A 12,799-nucleotide genomic window follows, 5' to 3' on the forward strand; every position below is an offset into this window, starting at 1 on the left:
AGTGGTTAGTGTGTTGCACCGACCAGTTGAATCCGCCGCCCAAAGCTGACCTTCAGCGCAATCTTCGGCTGCCGACCCGCTGGCCTCCCGCAGACCACCGACTCAACCCTGTACGAAAGCGTGGGCCAGAGCATTTTGCAGCGTCCACTTCGCCGCAACGAGGCTATGCTTGACCGACGCGCGTGCGAACCACCTTGGAAAATGACTGGGCCAGATCAGCTGGACTTGAGTAGATTTAGGGCCGGTCCAAACGTTAAGCTTGGCGCCCCAGTTGCGCCATTACTGGGCGCAACTTTTAGGTAAATATGGAAATGAACGATCACGTACATTCTGCCCATGCCGAGAACAATTCAAGTATGAATTTGCTTGATCGAAAGAGTTTTGACCTTGTCGCCGAAATGGCCGAAACGAGGGCAAAACAATTGGCGGAACCCTTGTCATTTTTTGAAATCTACATCTACAGCGCGACTTCAATCGGCAATTCCTTTGGGTGGGATCGTTTTGAAGATTTGGTCATTGAATGCGCGACAGTAGTCTCGAAAAGTGTGCTCGTTCCAGGAGCCAAACATACCCGTTGCGGACCTGTAGCATTTATGACTTTGTTGCCTGGTGTCCATATTGACGAAGCAGTTCGCATCGCTTTGCTGGTTCGAGATGGGCTTGTGCGAACCTTTGATGCAACTCCAGATCGGGCTGGATTGACCGTCAACATCGGTGTCGCGTGCAGCCCATCTAGCTCAGACTGGACTATTTGGGAATTAATCAACCTAGCATCTGACAGAGTTCAGGGTGCGCACAACAATGGGGAGAACTCGGTACTTGCATGTGACAACGAACCTTTTGGCAGCGCGCGGTATGCCGACTGGCCTCATGTTCCTTACATTGGAGGGCGCTGAGATCATTGAGACGGCTAAGGTGGAGACAGAGGCACAGTTTCAGCAAGTGTTGACCCTGATCGGGAGGCCGGCATGCAGCGACTGCAACCCTTCTACCGGTGCGGCCAGACCCTCGCTGTCGCTTGCATCACGGTCGCTGATTTGCTCAGCGCCTAGTCCGGCGAGCCACCAGTCCGTGGGCGCCGGTGCGCGCCCCTCTCAAGTGCAAGGCGCGCCCGACGTTTCTCCTTCTCGACGAAATGCAGCGCTTCAAGTTTCAAACCGTCGGGATCCTGGAAATAGACGGCATAGTAGCCCTCCCCATAATCAGGATAGACCGCCGGGGAATCGACGATCTCCGCTTTCATCTCCAAGAGAAAGTCATAGAGCTCATCAACCTGCGCGCGGGCAGCTAACTCGAAGGCGTAATGGTGATAGCCGATATTGCCGGTCCGATGCTTGTGGTGCAGACCCGCTGCATCAGCTTGTGTGATCCAGAACATGGTGTCGCCATTATTCCAACCGACGACCTCGCCGAATTCCCATTCCCGCTCGAAGCCCATGAAGCCGAGCAGCTTGTCGTAGAAACATCTGGACCGGGCGAGGTCGCTGACCCGGATGGCGAGATGATCGATGGCGACGACACTGACCATACTCATCCCCACTGCCTGTTGAACTCTTCGCCCGTTTGGAGGGCAATGCGTTGATGAGCCATGCTGCGGTCCTTGATAGAGGTGGTCAGCAGCTGGTGATTTTGCTGGGGGAGTTGTGGGTGGTTTGCTGCCAGCCGCCACGACGCGACGGATTGGCGAACGTTGAACGGAAACTTCAAATCAAGGCCCCGACCCGTTCTGGCGATCGGGTAGCCCGGGATCAGCAGGGGTGTGCAGTGCTTGCAGCATTCGCCACGTAGCCGACCACGTCAACGCCAGAAACCCAGCGTCGGCGGTGACGAAGTCCATCGCAACAAAGAAGACTGTCTTGAATGAAACCATGGAACATGGTGGCTCTGGCGCAGAACGGCGTCTGTGCGTCACCGTACCGGTAGCGCGGGCAGCCTGTCCTTCGTCGGTTGGCACGGACACAGCATTGAGAATATTTGGCCGCCGCAGCCGAATTGCCGATGACCAGCAATGCCACCAGAGAGCCACGATGCCTACGGGACTCAACCCCGATGTGCATGCTTAAGCCGTCAATCGGCGCCCTCGTAATTTGGGACGCACGGCCCTACAGACGCACCACATCTCGGGTTAGCGGGCTAGCCAGTTGACCGGAAACCGTCATTGGCGACCGACGGCTCCTGGCCGATCTGCTACAGCCGCAAGTCGGCCAGTCCGCTCCATCGGCAACTCAGGTCCCCAGTAGCCTAGCCCTTGGACACCGCCGGCGCTGCGGCACGCAGCAGCTTCGGTATCTCGCCCTCACACATCGTTTGGCTCTTGGCGTATTCCTCCGGACTGTCGAAGAGCACTTGGCGGTACTCAAGCCGCTTCCATTCCAGCTTCGCGAACCGCATCACAAAGGCCGAACTCAGCGGCCCAAAGCCGTGATATTTGAGATGTCGGAACTCGTGCGCCATCTCGCGGTAGATCCTGACGTGGGTCCACTCGTGCCCGCGGACCAGCGCCTCGGCACACGAGCCGGGAGGCAAGTTGCTCGCAATACGCAGGACCGGCTTGACAAACTTCAAGATTACTTGAAGGCCTGAGCAAGTCGCCTGCGGCACGACGGAAATCTCCGTCTGAACGATCACGTGACCCAGATGGACGCCCCTTTCGGATGCCCCAACGGCATTGCCGAGCTGCGTGATCTCCGCCGTCGATTTCGAGGTGTCGACTTCCGGGTCAGCAAAGTATTCCGCCGAGAAGCGCACCGGGACGTCGCAAGGCCGAAGCGGTGGCTCGGGCGGCGATACCGTCGGATCAGCGGCGTGCGCAAGTCCGTAAAAACAGGTCAATGCGAGCAGCGCCGGCCGTAGCTGCATGGCGCGTCAACCGGAGATGTTCAGTAGCGAGCACATCATCTTGTCTTGCGTCCTGAAGACCGTCAGGATGGCAAGAAACGAATTCTTCGCTGGTACCTCTGCTACGACATCTGTCTCAGGTGCATCGCCCGGCACGGCCGCCCGCGATGGTGTGGTGGTCACACCGGCTGCGCCTGGCTCCGACGCCTGCTGCACCTGCTGGCGCCGAAAATTGGGCGCGTTGAGGTTCGCGATATTGTGAGCCGTCGCGCCGAGGCTGGTCTGGGCGGCGTTCATGCCTGAGAGGCTGATGGAGGAGGTCGACATGGCGGTGCGCGTGTGAGAGCCATGGTACCGGGGCGGCCCGCCTTGACGCATGCGGGCTGCATGACAAAGTCGAGAGGACTGCGGCGCAAGTCACGCCGTGCCCGACGGCGCCACCTGAATCACCCCGGTTTCGAGGAGGCCAATTGGGTAAGTCTCAAGCTACGGCGCCGTTGACCAAAATGGTCGGCAAACCGAACGTCAGCTATGCGGCGCTTGTTTCAACTGTCGTCCTAGCGCAGGCCGGGGCATTTCGGGGGCATTGACTCCGTGGCAACTCAGTGCACAAAGCGGAAGCTCGTCCACATTCAGCGTTAGGCTGATCGGGGTCGCTGCAGTCTAGTGCCTGAGCTGCATCAAGCGCCAACACCAGTCATTGAACCCCACCCGGTGCTGACTGCCAGCTTCTTCCTCGGAATCGGTCGCTCAATGCCGGAGCGGCCTGCGCACAGGCCCGAACGACAGCTTCTGAGCTGTCGCGACAGACTCACTTCGCTGCAAGGCAGCCGGCCCAATGCGGCCATAGGCGATGGCCACATCGTTTCCCTGAATCGGTGAACCCGTGTCAAGCGGCTCGGGCGCCATTCCGCTTTCATAACGAACAGCCTTGCCCCTGTAGCATGGAGGGCCCCACAATCGGCAGAGTTACTCAATTGGCACAATGCCCGATCTAGCTTCTTTGCGTCCCGGGCCTGTTGCCGGCCCTTTTCTTTCTCCCAGCTGTCGCCCTTTTGAAAAAGCACCTCTCGATGAATTCCCGCTTCCACCCTGCCTTCCAGCTTTCCGTCATGCTTGCCAGCGCTTTCTTGGTCGCAGCGCCCACGACGGCCCTCAGCGCCCAGCACGCCAAGCCGCGCGCCGCCGCGCACAAACAAAAGGCCGCTGCCCCCGCTGAACCGGCGATGACCACCGACGCCAACGGGCAGTCGGTGCCGGTCCTTGCCAACAAGGCCTGGGTCCTGATGGATTTCAATACCGGGCAGCTCCTGGCCTCGTCGAACCCGGACGAGCCGCTGCCGCCGGCGTCGTTGACCAAGATGATGACCAGCTACCTGGTCGAGCAGGCGCTCAAGAACGGCAAGGTCAAACCCAACGATCCGGTCACCATGAGCCTCAGCGCCTGGTGCCGCGGCGGCAAGGAGGGTGACAGCTGCATGTTCGTGCCACTCAACGCGCAGGCGTCCCTGATGGACATGCTGCGCGGCGTGGTCATCGCCAGCGGCAATGATGCGTCCAAGGCCTTGGCAGAGCACATTGGCGGTTCGGAGGCCGGCTTCGCGGCGATGATGAACACCGAGGCGCAGAAGCTGGGCATGACCAAGACCCATTTCGCGAACGCGGCCGGCCTGCCCGACCCCAACAACAAGGCATCGGCCCGCGACTTGGCGGTGCTGGCGGCCGCCATCATCCGCAACAGCGCCGAGTACTACCCCATCTACGCCGAGCGGGAGTTCACCTACAACGGCATCAAGCAAGGCAACCGCAATGCGCTGCTGTACACCGACCCCACGGTCGACGGACTCAAGACCGGGCACACCGACGAAGCGGGCTACTGCCTGACCGCATCGGCCAAGCGCAACGGCATGCGCCTGATCTCGGTCATCCTGAATGCCGACAGCAAGCAGGCCCGCGCCGACCAGACGCGCGTGCTGTTCAACTGGGGCTACGCGAACTTCGAGGAAGCCTCCCCCGCGCAGGTTGGCGCGACGCTGACCAGCGCGAAGGTCACCTACGGCGTGGCGCCCACGGTCAGTGCAGGCATTGCACAGCCATGGACGCTGGTCGTGCCCAAGGGCCAGGCGGCCGCTGTCCAGACGGCAGTCACGCTGAATCCTGCACTCGAGGCGCCGATCGCCAAGGGCGCCGTGATCGGCAAGGTCGTCGCCACGGCCAACGGAAAGCAACTCGGCGAGGCCCCCGTGGTTGCGCTCGCAGACGTGGAGCGCGCGGGCTTCTTCGCGCGCCTGCGCCAGCGCGTCTCCGGCTGGTTCTCGAAGTAAAGCACCTGGTGAGCGTGGACGTCGAGCTGTCGCTGTCAAGCTCGACGGCGCGAACAGGCTGATAGGAGCCGTTCGAATCGGAGAGGTCATCGGATGGCTGCAATCTCCAAGAATCAGCATTGAAGGATGTCCGCAGCCATTGCCGGCGACCACCCCGACCCTGGCCCTTCGCGACGATTCGCCGGGCCTCCAGGCAAAATCTAGATGATCGGGGCGAGCCCGGCAGCAGGCCTGCCGGGAAGCCCACCTTGAAGAATGGAGCAGCATCAATGGCACTGACGAAGAAAGGCGAGTTCTGGTACGGGACGACGTCCGGCGACACCCAAGCCGAGCTGCGCAGCTACAGCCTTGCGAATCGCCATGAGGCCGTCCGGTTTGCCGCGTCCAAATGCGATTGCGGGTGCCGGACCTTCGCGCTGCAGACCGATGAAGAAGCCGGCGTGGCAATCCGCACCTGCACCGACTGCGGGCAGGAACACCTGATGGGTGACAGCGCGGACCACGTTGAAGAAGCAGCGCCCGAGGCGCACGAATGCGTGTGCGAGAACGAGGTGTTCGAGCTGATGTCCGGCGTCTGCGTGTACGAGGGCACACATGACGTGCGCTGGTACTACATCGCTTGCCACTGCGTGGAATGCAATCTGGTCGGGGTCTTCGCAGACTGGAAGTGTGAAGCTGGGGATGCGGCGGCCTTCCTCGCCAAGGTATGAGCGGCCGTACTCTGCAGAGATCAGGCTCTCAGGCTCGGGGTCACGCAAGGCTTAAAGTCAGGGCTCAAGTCTCAGGCCCTAGCTTGAACAATACCTGACCCTCTCGCGCCGGAGAAAGAAGCCGCCAATCATGGGGCGGAACATTTGACCGTAGACCGCCAAGCTAAAGGGCATTGCATATATTGGCTGAATTCAACGAATCGTCCAGCAAGTTGCGCACCTAAATTAGTCGTTATGACTGCCAGTGCATTCCCGAGCTTCGTATCAGCAAATTGCTAGCACTTTTCATATCAGGGGGCAGTCAGAAGAGATTCTGCTGCCGGCTTGTGATGGCGGCAAAGTTCTCGCCAAGCGGCGTCAGCATTGCATCGGCAATCGGTTGTAGCTGTTTGCTGATGTAGTGCTCATAGTCGATGCGGGATTGGCGCACTTCCAGCGGTTCCGGACCGCTCTGGGTCATCACGTACTCGATCCAGCCGCCATGCTGGTATTGCTTTCGCCGGTTGACACGTTCGTTGTACTCATCAGCCATTCGCGCGGCGCGAACCTGAGGCGGCGTGTTTGCGTGGTACTCGTCGAGACGATGGCGCAAACGCTTTCGATACACCAGCAGCCCGTCCTTCTTGCCGGCAAGTGTTTCGTTGACGTAGTCCACGATGAATCCGGTGTGAGGCTCGCCGTGGAATATGCGGGACAGCAGTCCTTCCTGGAACTGACGGGCGAGCAATGTCCAGTCGCTTCTGACCGTCTCCAATCCGCGATAGACCATTTCCTCCCTGCCATTGACGTCGACGCTCAGACCTGCATAGCGCTTCTTGCTGCCGATTTCGGTGCCCCGAATCGTCGGCATGAAAAACTTCTTGTAGTGGGTGTCGAACTCGATCTCCAAAAAACTCTCAAGGCCTTGCTCTGCCAGCAGGCGCTCTTTCCACCAGGCATTGATCCCGGAACTCAGTTCGGCCGCGACGGAAAGCGCTTCTTGGGGGATGTGTTGGCGTCCGAGCCAAATGAAAATAGAGTCGGTGTCGCCGTAAATGACGCCGTAGCCCCGCTGCTCGACGAAGTCGCGGGTGAGGCGCATCAATTCATGGCCGCGCAAGGTGACCGCGGAGACGAGTGCGGGGTTGAAAAAGCGGCAATCGACGGCCCCGAGTACGCCGGCAAAGGAATTCATCACCAATTTCAGTGCCTGTGACAGAGGCTCATTGCCCGCCCGCTTGGCGTCGTCGCGGGCACTGGAAAGGGTGTTCACGATCTCGGGAAGGCAGTGCTTGTCCCGGGAGAATAATGTGCCTTGAGGTCCGCGGACCAGGCCCTGCCGCTCAGGGGTGTTTTGCCCTTCGATGAATCCGACCGGATCTACGAGGTAAGTTCTGATGATGCTTGGATAGAGACTCTTGTAGTCCAGCACGATCACGGAGTCATAGAAGCCCGGCTTGGAGTCCATCACATAGCCGCCGGGGTATGCCTTGCTGGTGATTTCGCCTACGTTGGGGGCGACATAGCCGAGTCGGTGCATGCGTGGCAGGTAGTGGTGGCTGAACGCGGCGATTGATCCGCCCCAGTGGTCGGCCGCCAGGCCGGTCGTATGCGCGCGCTCCATCACGAAGGCCAGCAGTTTCACCTTTTCGAAGATGCGCAGCACCAGTTCGCAGTCGCGGATGTTGTAGATCGCCAGCGCCGGTTTGTCTTCCTGAAACCTGCGCTCGATTTCAGCCATCTTGTCGTAGGCGTCGCCGATGGCTTTGCCTTCACCAAGCAACTGTTGCGACACGGACTCCAAGCTGAACGAGGCGAAGCTTCGCCCGGCTGCTCTCAGGGCTTCAATGCCGTCGATGACAAGCCGACCGACGATCGGTGCAAACAAATACCCCTGCTTGCCGGGGTGTTTGCGCCATTCGATCCCCTGCCGATCGCGACCTATCAGCAAAGGCACCCCGCAAGCATCGGCATTCTTTTGCAGGACGCGCAAGTCGAACTGGATGACGCTCCAGCCGATGATCACGTCTGGGTCGTACTTCTCGAACCAGTCGTTCAGCCGCTTGATCATGTCATGGCGGCTGGGGCAATAAACCAGCGAGAAGTCCGCAGGGATGACGGGTTGATCTGGCGCGTGGCCCAGCATGAAAACGACCCGGTCATCGGCGCAATCCAGAGCGATCGAATACAACTCCTCGTGCTCGCTGGTTTCGATGTCCAAGGAGACCATCTTCAGCACTGGCCGGTAGTCCGCCGAGGGCTTTAGCCTGCAGTCAAAAATGATCCCTCCTTCTTTTGCTCCCCCCTCGATCAGCACGCCCGCCGTGATGAATCGCTCCATAAGGTAGCGCTCGTGTGGTCGCACATCGGCCTCGAAGAGGGGAATTTTCTGCGGCGCGAGTGCCCGAGCCAACTTTGTCAGTTGTCGGTGCTGCTTTGCATACACGCCGACGACGGGATCTTGCTGAAAAGTTTTGAGTTCCAGCGCCCGGATCTCGATGCCTGGGAGTCGTAAAGCGTGGGTCTCCACCGCTTGCCGATCGGCCGCCCTGGCGAACGCAGTGGATACATGCCCGGTCAGCAGAATCTTTCGCGGGCCGGTTTCGGTGGCAACCCAGTACTCGAGCTCGGTGCCACAAGGAAGATCCCTAGACCGCCGCGTCAGAATGAATCCCTGGAGGTCGTCAGGGTGCACGACAGTCTGAGGAATCGAAGGTTTTGCTGAGGTCGGATTGGGCACTCCCAATTTTCGCAGATGATCCCATGCGTCACATTGGAGCTGCTCGCCGAAGTCAGCTTCGTGCCCTCATGTAAATCTACACATAAGGGCACCCTGCTGGCGCCCACTCTGCGCACTCGAATGGCAGGAACTGGCCGGGAGCGTGAGGCTGCATCATCGCCAGTAAGCCGCCGTTGACCAAAACGGTCGGCTAACCGACGTCAGCTATGCGGCGCTTGTTCGAACTGTCGGCCTGCCGCAGGCAGGGACATTGCGAGGGCACTGACCTCATGGCAACCCAGTGCCCAAAGCCGACGTCGCCGAAATGACCACGACCTGCTGCTTTGCTCTTCAGCTGACTTTCATTCCTCACTCACGGTAGGACCCTTGCGGTCCAACAGCCGCAACCAAGGCGGACGGCGGCTCTTTCGCGGGCAGGTGTTGACATGGGTCAGCTCGCCAGGCGCGCCGCACGCTCCTGCAGCAGGCCGCGCTGGGCCTCGTTCTCGGTCATCGCGGCCGCTCGTAAATAGGCCTGACGTGCTTCGCTTGAACGGCCCAGGCGTTCCAGCACATCGGCCTGTGCGCCAGCCAGGAAGGGGTAGCGGCGCAGCTGCGGCTCGCCATCCAGCGCCTGCAGCAGTGGCCAGGCGACCGCAGGGCCGCGCGCGAAGCTGATGGCCACGGCGCGGTTCAGCGCCACCACGGGCGAGGGATTGAGCGCCAGCAGTCGGTCGTAACCCGCGACGATGGCGCGCCAGTCGGTGTCCTCGGCGCGCGCCGCACGCGCATGGCAGGCGGCGATCGCAGCCTGTAGCGCGTAAGGCCCTGGCTCACGCCCTGGCTCGCCCAGCGCCTCGGCATGCGCCAGCGCCTCCAGGCCGCGCTGAATCAGCAGGCGGTCCCAGCGGCGCCGGTCCTGGTCGGGCAGCAGCACCGGGCGGCCCCGCGCATCCAGCCGGGCGGGCAGGCGCGAAGCCTGGATCTCCAGCAACGCAGCGAGGCCATGGACTTCAGGTTCAAGGGGCAGCAGGTGCTGCAGCTGGCGCGCCAGGCGCAGCGCCTCGTCGCACAGCGCCGGGCGCAGCAGCTGGGCGCCGCTGCCGGCGCTGTGGCCCTCGTTGAAGATCAGGTAGACGACGGCCAACACCGCACCTAGCCGCGCGGCTCGCTCGTCGGGCGCCGGCAGCTCGAAAGCCTGGCAGTGCAGGGCCTTCTTGGCCCGCACGATGCGCTGCGCCACGGTGGCCTCGGCCACCAGGAAGGCGCGTGCAATTTCGGCCGTCTCCAGACCGCCGAGCAGCCGCAAGGTCAGCGCCACCTGGGCCTCGCGCGGCAACACCGGATGGCAGGCGATGAAAATCAGGCGCAGCAGTTCATCGCCGATCGCGGCCTGGTCGCGCGCCGCGTCGAGTCGATCGACGAAGTCGGGCTCGATATGGGCCAGGCTTGCCGCGCCGTCGGCCGCCAGCGCTTCGTGCTCGCGCCGCAGCATGGCGCGGCGGCGCAAGCGGTCCAGCGCCTTGTTGCGTGTGGCCGTCATCAGCCAGGCCGCCGGGTTGGCGGGAATGCCGTCGCGAGGCCACGCGTCCAGCGCAGCGAGCAGCGCGTCCTGGGCGCAGTCCTCGGCCTCGTCGAGGTCGCGCAGCAACTTGGCCCCCGCGCCGATGAGTCGGCTGCGCTCGATGCGCCAGATGCCGGCGGCGAGTTCGGCAAGGTCGGCATGGCTCACGCAGGCCTCATCCCGTGTAGGCGCGCTGCAGGCCCGCGAGGTCGATCTTCTCCATGTTCCAGATCGCCTGAAAGACACGCTGCACCCGAGCGGGGTCGGGGTCGCGGATCATGTCGAACCAGGCCGCCGGGATGATCTGCCACGACAAGCCCCAGGCGTCCTTGACCCAGCCGCACGATTGAGACTTGCCGCCACCGGTGGGCAGCTGCTCCCAAAGGTGGTCGATCTCGGCCTGGTCCTTGGCGGCGACGGTCAGCGAGAAGGCCTCGTTGAGCTTGAAGTGCGGACCGCCGTTGAAGGCCGTCATCTGCAGACCGAGCAGCTCGAAATTGAGCAGCATGACCGTGCCGGCGGCGCCTGGCGCGTTTTCGCCCCAGTGCTGCGTGAGGGTGACACGGCCCCGGTCGGCGCCGAACACGTTCAAGTAGTGAGCCACCGCGTCTTCGGCGCCGCTCTGGTACCAGATGAAGGGGGCAAGCTGTTGCTGGATCTTCATGGTGGAGGCCTGCTCAGCATTGCGGCGGCGTGCCGCTCATGTGAACCAACTCCCAGATGTGACCATCCAGATCTTCGAAACCGTGGGCATACATGAAGCCATGGTCCACCGGCGGGCGTGGCACGCTGCCGCCAGCGGCAGCGGCCTTGGCGACAAGCTGATCGACCTCCTCGCGGCTTTCGCAGGACAGGCACACCAGCACCTCGGTCGCGGTCTTGGCGTCGACCAACGGCTTGGCGGTGAAGCCCTTGGCGAACTCCTCGGTCAAGAGCATGGCATACAGGTTCTCGCCCAGCACGAGCCCGGCACCGGCTTCGCTGGTGAACTGCGGGTTGAAGTGGTAGCCCAGCGCTTCGAAGAAGGCCTTGCTGGCGGGCAGATTCTTGCAGGGCAGGTTGACGAAGATTTGCTTGTGCATATTGAAGATCCTTCAGTGGGTGGATTCGGTCAGTGGCTTCAGGCGCAGCGGCGCCGGCGATCAGGTAGTGCGCAGGAGGTCGAAAAAGGTCATGGCGCCTGTCCCTCGGCGATTTGGCGCAGATTCTGCAGCCCGTCCTCGAAATCGCGTCCGACCATCTTGTCCATGTTGAAAAACATGCCCATCAGCTTACTCATGAAGTTGGCGGGTCCGTGCATCTGCCAGCTCACTTCGGTCGCGCCGTCAGGCATGGCTTGCAACGCAAATTCGGCCTGGTTGTGGGCCTCGAAGGGTTTCACGAAGTCCAGCCTCATCTGCACGGCGCGACCGACCTGCTGGCCCGTGATCTCAAGGCTTCCGGTACCCACCTTGTCGCTTGCCCACGCATAGCGGGAGCCAATGCCGCTGGACGTGCCGGTGTACTGGCCCTTGATCAAAGGGTCCTTGCGCTCATAGGGGTTCCAGCGGTTGAAGCCGCGCAGTTCGCTGACCAGCGGCCAGAGCCGCTCGGCAGGTGCTGCGATGCGCAGGCGGCGCTCGACACGGAATTCGTCAGGGCGCGTCGATGCGTAGGCCAGCAGGGCGAGCACAGCAAGCGCAAGGGCTGAAAAGAAGTAGCTCAAGATACTCATAGTCGCTCCTGCTCAATCCGCCAAGGCCATGTCGCCGCCGGGCGCGAAGTCGGCCTCCTCGTAGAGCTGGCGCACCTCGATCTCGCAGACCTGGCCCGGGAAGGGGCTCGGGAAGCGCGCCGCCCACGCTTGGGCCTCTTCAACCGAGCGCACCTGGATCAGCGTGTATCCGGCAATCAACTCCTTGGTCTCGGCGAAGGGGCCGTCTACTATCTCGCGGCGGCCGTCCGGGTGGTAGCTTTGACGCCAGCCCTGACGGCTGGGGCGCAGGCCGGCGGCGTCCAGCAGAACTCCGGCGCGCGCCAACTCTTCGTGGAAGGCTCCCATCTCCTCGAACAGAGGCTTCAGTTCGGGGCCGGGCGGCTCGCCGCGCGAGCTGCTGACGGTGGCGCGGACCTGGATCATGAATCGCATGGTGGATCTCCTGGGTGAAATGAGGCAGTCCGGATTCGGCCTGCCTTCATCCCCTCGACGATCCGGTGCGGTGCGAATCGACAGCATCCGGGTCATTACCTACTCAGGTATAGCAGGGTCCGACGCCGCGGATTTCCACCGTCGCCCATTCTGCCGCCGGACAGCGCTCAGCCCAGCCTCTTGCCACGGCGGCGTCTTCGGTGTCGAGCAGAAAGTAGCCACCCACCATCTCCTTGGCCTCGGCGAAGGGGCCGTCCCAGACTTGAGTGCCGCCGTCACGCTTGCTCACACGCTTTGCCGCCGTGCCCAGCGAGTTAACGCCGAGCAGCAAGCCGGCAGCCTGCAGCTCAGCGGAAAAATCCACCATGCGTTGGTAGACCGCTTCCCCGGCCACAGGGCCACGTTCAGCGCGCTGGCCCAGAGGTTCGACGATGAGCAGCATGTGGGGCATGGCGTGTTGAGTCCTTTTGCGGCACCGCGGCAGTGTGGCGGCGGGCTGGATTGATCGGAGCTGACTGTCTCACAGTCAGGCGTCGC

At 62.0% G+C, this 12,799-nt stretch carries 13 protein-coding genes; 3 read left to right on the forward strand and 10 right to left on the reverse strand.

Going from position 1 to position 12,799, the window contains the following annotated elements; genetic code table 11:
* Nucleotides 1-305: 305 nt before the first annotated feature.
* The gene (locus tag LNV09_RS11240) at nt 306-896 is read left to right on the forward strand and encodes a nucleotidyl cyclase domain-containing protein (protein WP_263557189.1); all 591 of its coding nucleotides are present in this window, start codon (nt 306-308) and stop codon (nt 894-896) included.
* Between the two features lie 152 nt (nt 897-1,048).
* On the opposite strand, the gene LNV09_RS11245 is transcribed toward LNV09_RS11240, so the two are convergent.
* The 3 genes from LNV09_RS11245 to LNV09_RS11255 all read right to left on the reverse strand — a co-directional run bounded on the left by LNV09_RS11245 (nt 1,049) and on the right by LNV09_RS11255 (nt 3,165).
* Entirely contained in the window at nt 1,049-1,534 is a 486-nt protein-coding gene (locus LNV09_RS11245; protein WP_263557190.1) for a VOC family protein, read from the reverse strand.
* Between the two features lie 707 nt (nt 1,535-2,241).
* Nucleotides 2,242-2,859, reverse strand: a complete 618-nt coding sequence (locus LNV09_RS11250) for a hypothetical protein (RefSeq protein ID WP_263557191.1) — start codon at nt 2,857-2,859, stop codon at nt 2,242-2,244.
* A 6-nt stretch (nt 2,860-2,865) separates the two neighbouring features.
* Nucleotides 2,866-3,165, reverse strand: a complete 300-nt coding sequence (locus LNV09_RS11255; RefSeq protein WP_263557192.1) for a flagellar basal body protein — start codon at nt 3,163-3,165, stop codon at nt 2,866-2,868.
* A gap of 746 nt (nt 3,166-3,911) precedes the next feature.
* Here LNV09_RS11255 and LNV09_RS11260 point away from each other — a divergent pair.
* Nucleotides 3,912-5,162: a D-alanyl-D-alanine carboxypeptidase family protein gene (locus tag LNV09_RS11260; protein WP_263557193.1), complete on the forward strand. Its 1,251-nt coding sequence runs from the start codon at nt 3,912-3,914 to the stop codon at nt 5,160-5,162.
* A 269-nt stretch (nt 5,163-5,431) separates the two neighbouring features.
* A complete protein-coding gene (locus LNV09_RS11265; RefSeq protein ID WP_263557194.1) occupies nt 5,432-5,872 on the forward strand; it encodes a hypothetical protein in 441 nt (146 codons plus the stop codon).
* A 301-nt stretch (nt 5,873-6,173) separates the two neighbouring features.
* On the opposite strand, the gene LNV09_RS11270 is transcribed toward LNV09_RS11265, so the two are convergent.
* The 7 genes from LNV09_RS11270 to LNV09_RS11300 form a co-directional block, all read right to left on the reverse strand.
* Nucleotides 6,174-8,546, reverse strand: coding sequence for a DNA polymerase II (locus LNV09_RS11270; RefSeq protein WP_263557535.1), 2,373 nt, complete (start codon nt 8,544-8,546; stop codon nt 6,174-6,176).
* A gap of 475 nt (nt 8,547-9,021) precedes the next feature.
* Nucleotides 9,022-10,302, reverse strand: a complete 1,281-nt coding sequence (locus tag LNV09_RS11275) for an RNA polymerase sigma factor (RefSeq protein WP_263557195.1) — start codon at nt 10,300-10,302, stop codon at nt 9,022-9,024.
* Between the two features lie 7 nt (nt 10,303-10,309).
* Entirely contained in the window at nt 10,310-10,798 is a 489-nt protein-coding gene (locus LNV09_RS11280) for a VOC family protein (RefSeq protein ID WP_263557196.1), read from the reverse strand.
* A gap of 13 nt (nt 10,799-10,811) precedes the next feature.
* On the reverse strand, nt 10,812-11,216 hold the full coding sequence (locus LNV09_RS11285; RefSeq protein WP_263557197.1) for a VOC family protein: 405 nt from the start codon (nt 11,214-11,216) through the stop codon (nt 10,812-10,814).
* Nucleotides 11,217-11,305: 89 nt separating this feature from the next.
* Complete coding sequence (locus LNV09_RS11290) at nt 11,306-11,848, reverse strand: SRPBCC family protein (protein ID WP_411969267.1); 543 nt, start codon at nt 11,846-11,848, stop codon at nt 11,306-11,308.
* Between the two features lie 12 nt (nt 11,849-11,860).
* Entirely contained in the window at nt 11,861-12,262 is a 402-nt protein-coding gene (locus tag LNV09_RS11295; protein ID WP_263557199.1) for a YciI family protein, read from the reverse strand.
* Nucleotides 12,263-12,365: 103 nt separating this feature from the next.
* The gene (locus tag LNV09_RS11300; protein WP_263557200.1) at nt 12,366-12,713 is read right to left on the reverse strand and encodes a YciI family protein; all 348 of its coding nucleotides are present in this window, start codon (nt 12,711-12,713) and stop codon (nt 12,366-12,368) included.
* Nucleotides 12,714-12,799 lie beyond the last annotated feature (86 nt).

Origin of the sequence: Paucibacter sp. B2R-40, from assembly GCF_025717555.1 — a bacterium.
GTDB lineage: Bacteria > Pseudomonadota > Gammaproteobacteria > Burkholderiales > Burkholderiaceae_C > Paucibacter_A.

Excerpts from the sequence above, each read along its gene's own strand:
- LNV09_RS11240 (WP_263557189.1), top strand. The coding sequence starts at position 306 with ATGGAAATGAACGATCACGTACATTCTGCCCATGCCGAGAACAATTCA.
- LNV09_RS11245 (WP_263557190.1), bottom strand. The coding sequence starts at position 1,534 with ATGAGTATGGTCAGTGTCGTCGCCATCGATCATCTCGCCATCCGGGTC.
- LNV09_RS11250 (WP_263557191.1), bottom strand. The coding sequence starts at position 2,859 with ATGCAGCTACGGCCGGCGCTGCTCGCATTGACCTGTTTTTACGGACTT.
- LNV09_RS11255 (WP_263557192.1), bottom strand. The coding sequence starts at position 3,165 with ATGTCGACCTCCTCCATCAGCCTCTCAGGCATGAACGCCGCCCAGACC.
- LNV09_RS11260 (WP_263557193.1), top strand. The coding sequence starts at position 3,912 with ATGAATTCCCGCTTCCACCCTGCCTTCCAGCTTTCCGTCATGCTTGCC.
- LNV09_RS11265 (WP_263557194.1), top strand. The coding sequence starts at position 5,432 with ATGGCACTGACGAAGAAAGGCGAGTTCTGGTACGGGACGACGTCCGGC.
- LNV09_RS11280 (WP_263557196.1), bottom strand. The coding sequence starts at position 10,798 with ATGAAGATCCAGCAACAGCTTGCCCCCTTCATCTGGTACCAGAGCGGC.
- LNV09_RS11285 (WP_263557197.1), bottom strand. The coding sequence starts at position 11,216 with ATGCACAAGCAAATCTTCGTCAACCTGCCCTGCAAGAATCTGCCCGCC.
- LNV09_RS11290 (WP_411969267.1), bottom strand. The coding sequence starts at position 11,848 with ATGAGTATCTTGAGCTACTTCTTTTCAGCCCTTGCGCTTGCTGTGCTC.
- LNV09_RS11295 (WP_263557199.1), bottom strand. The coding sequence starts at position 12,262 with ATGCGATTCATGATCCAGGTCCGCGCCACCGTCAGCAGCTCGCGCGGC.
- LNV09_RS11300 (WP_263557200.1), bottom strand. The coding sequence starts at position 12,713 with ATGCCCCACATGCTGCTCATCGTCGAACCTCTGGGCCAGCGCGCTGAA.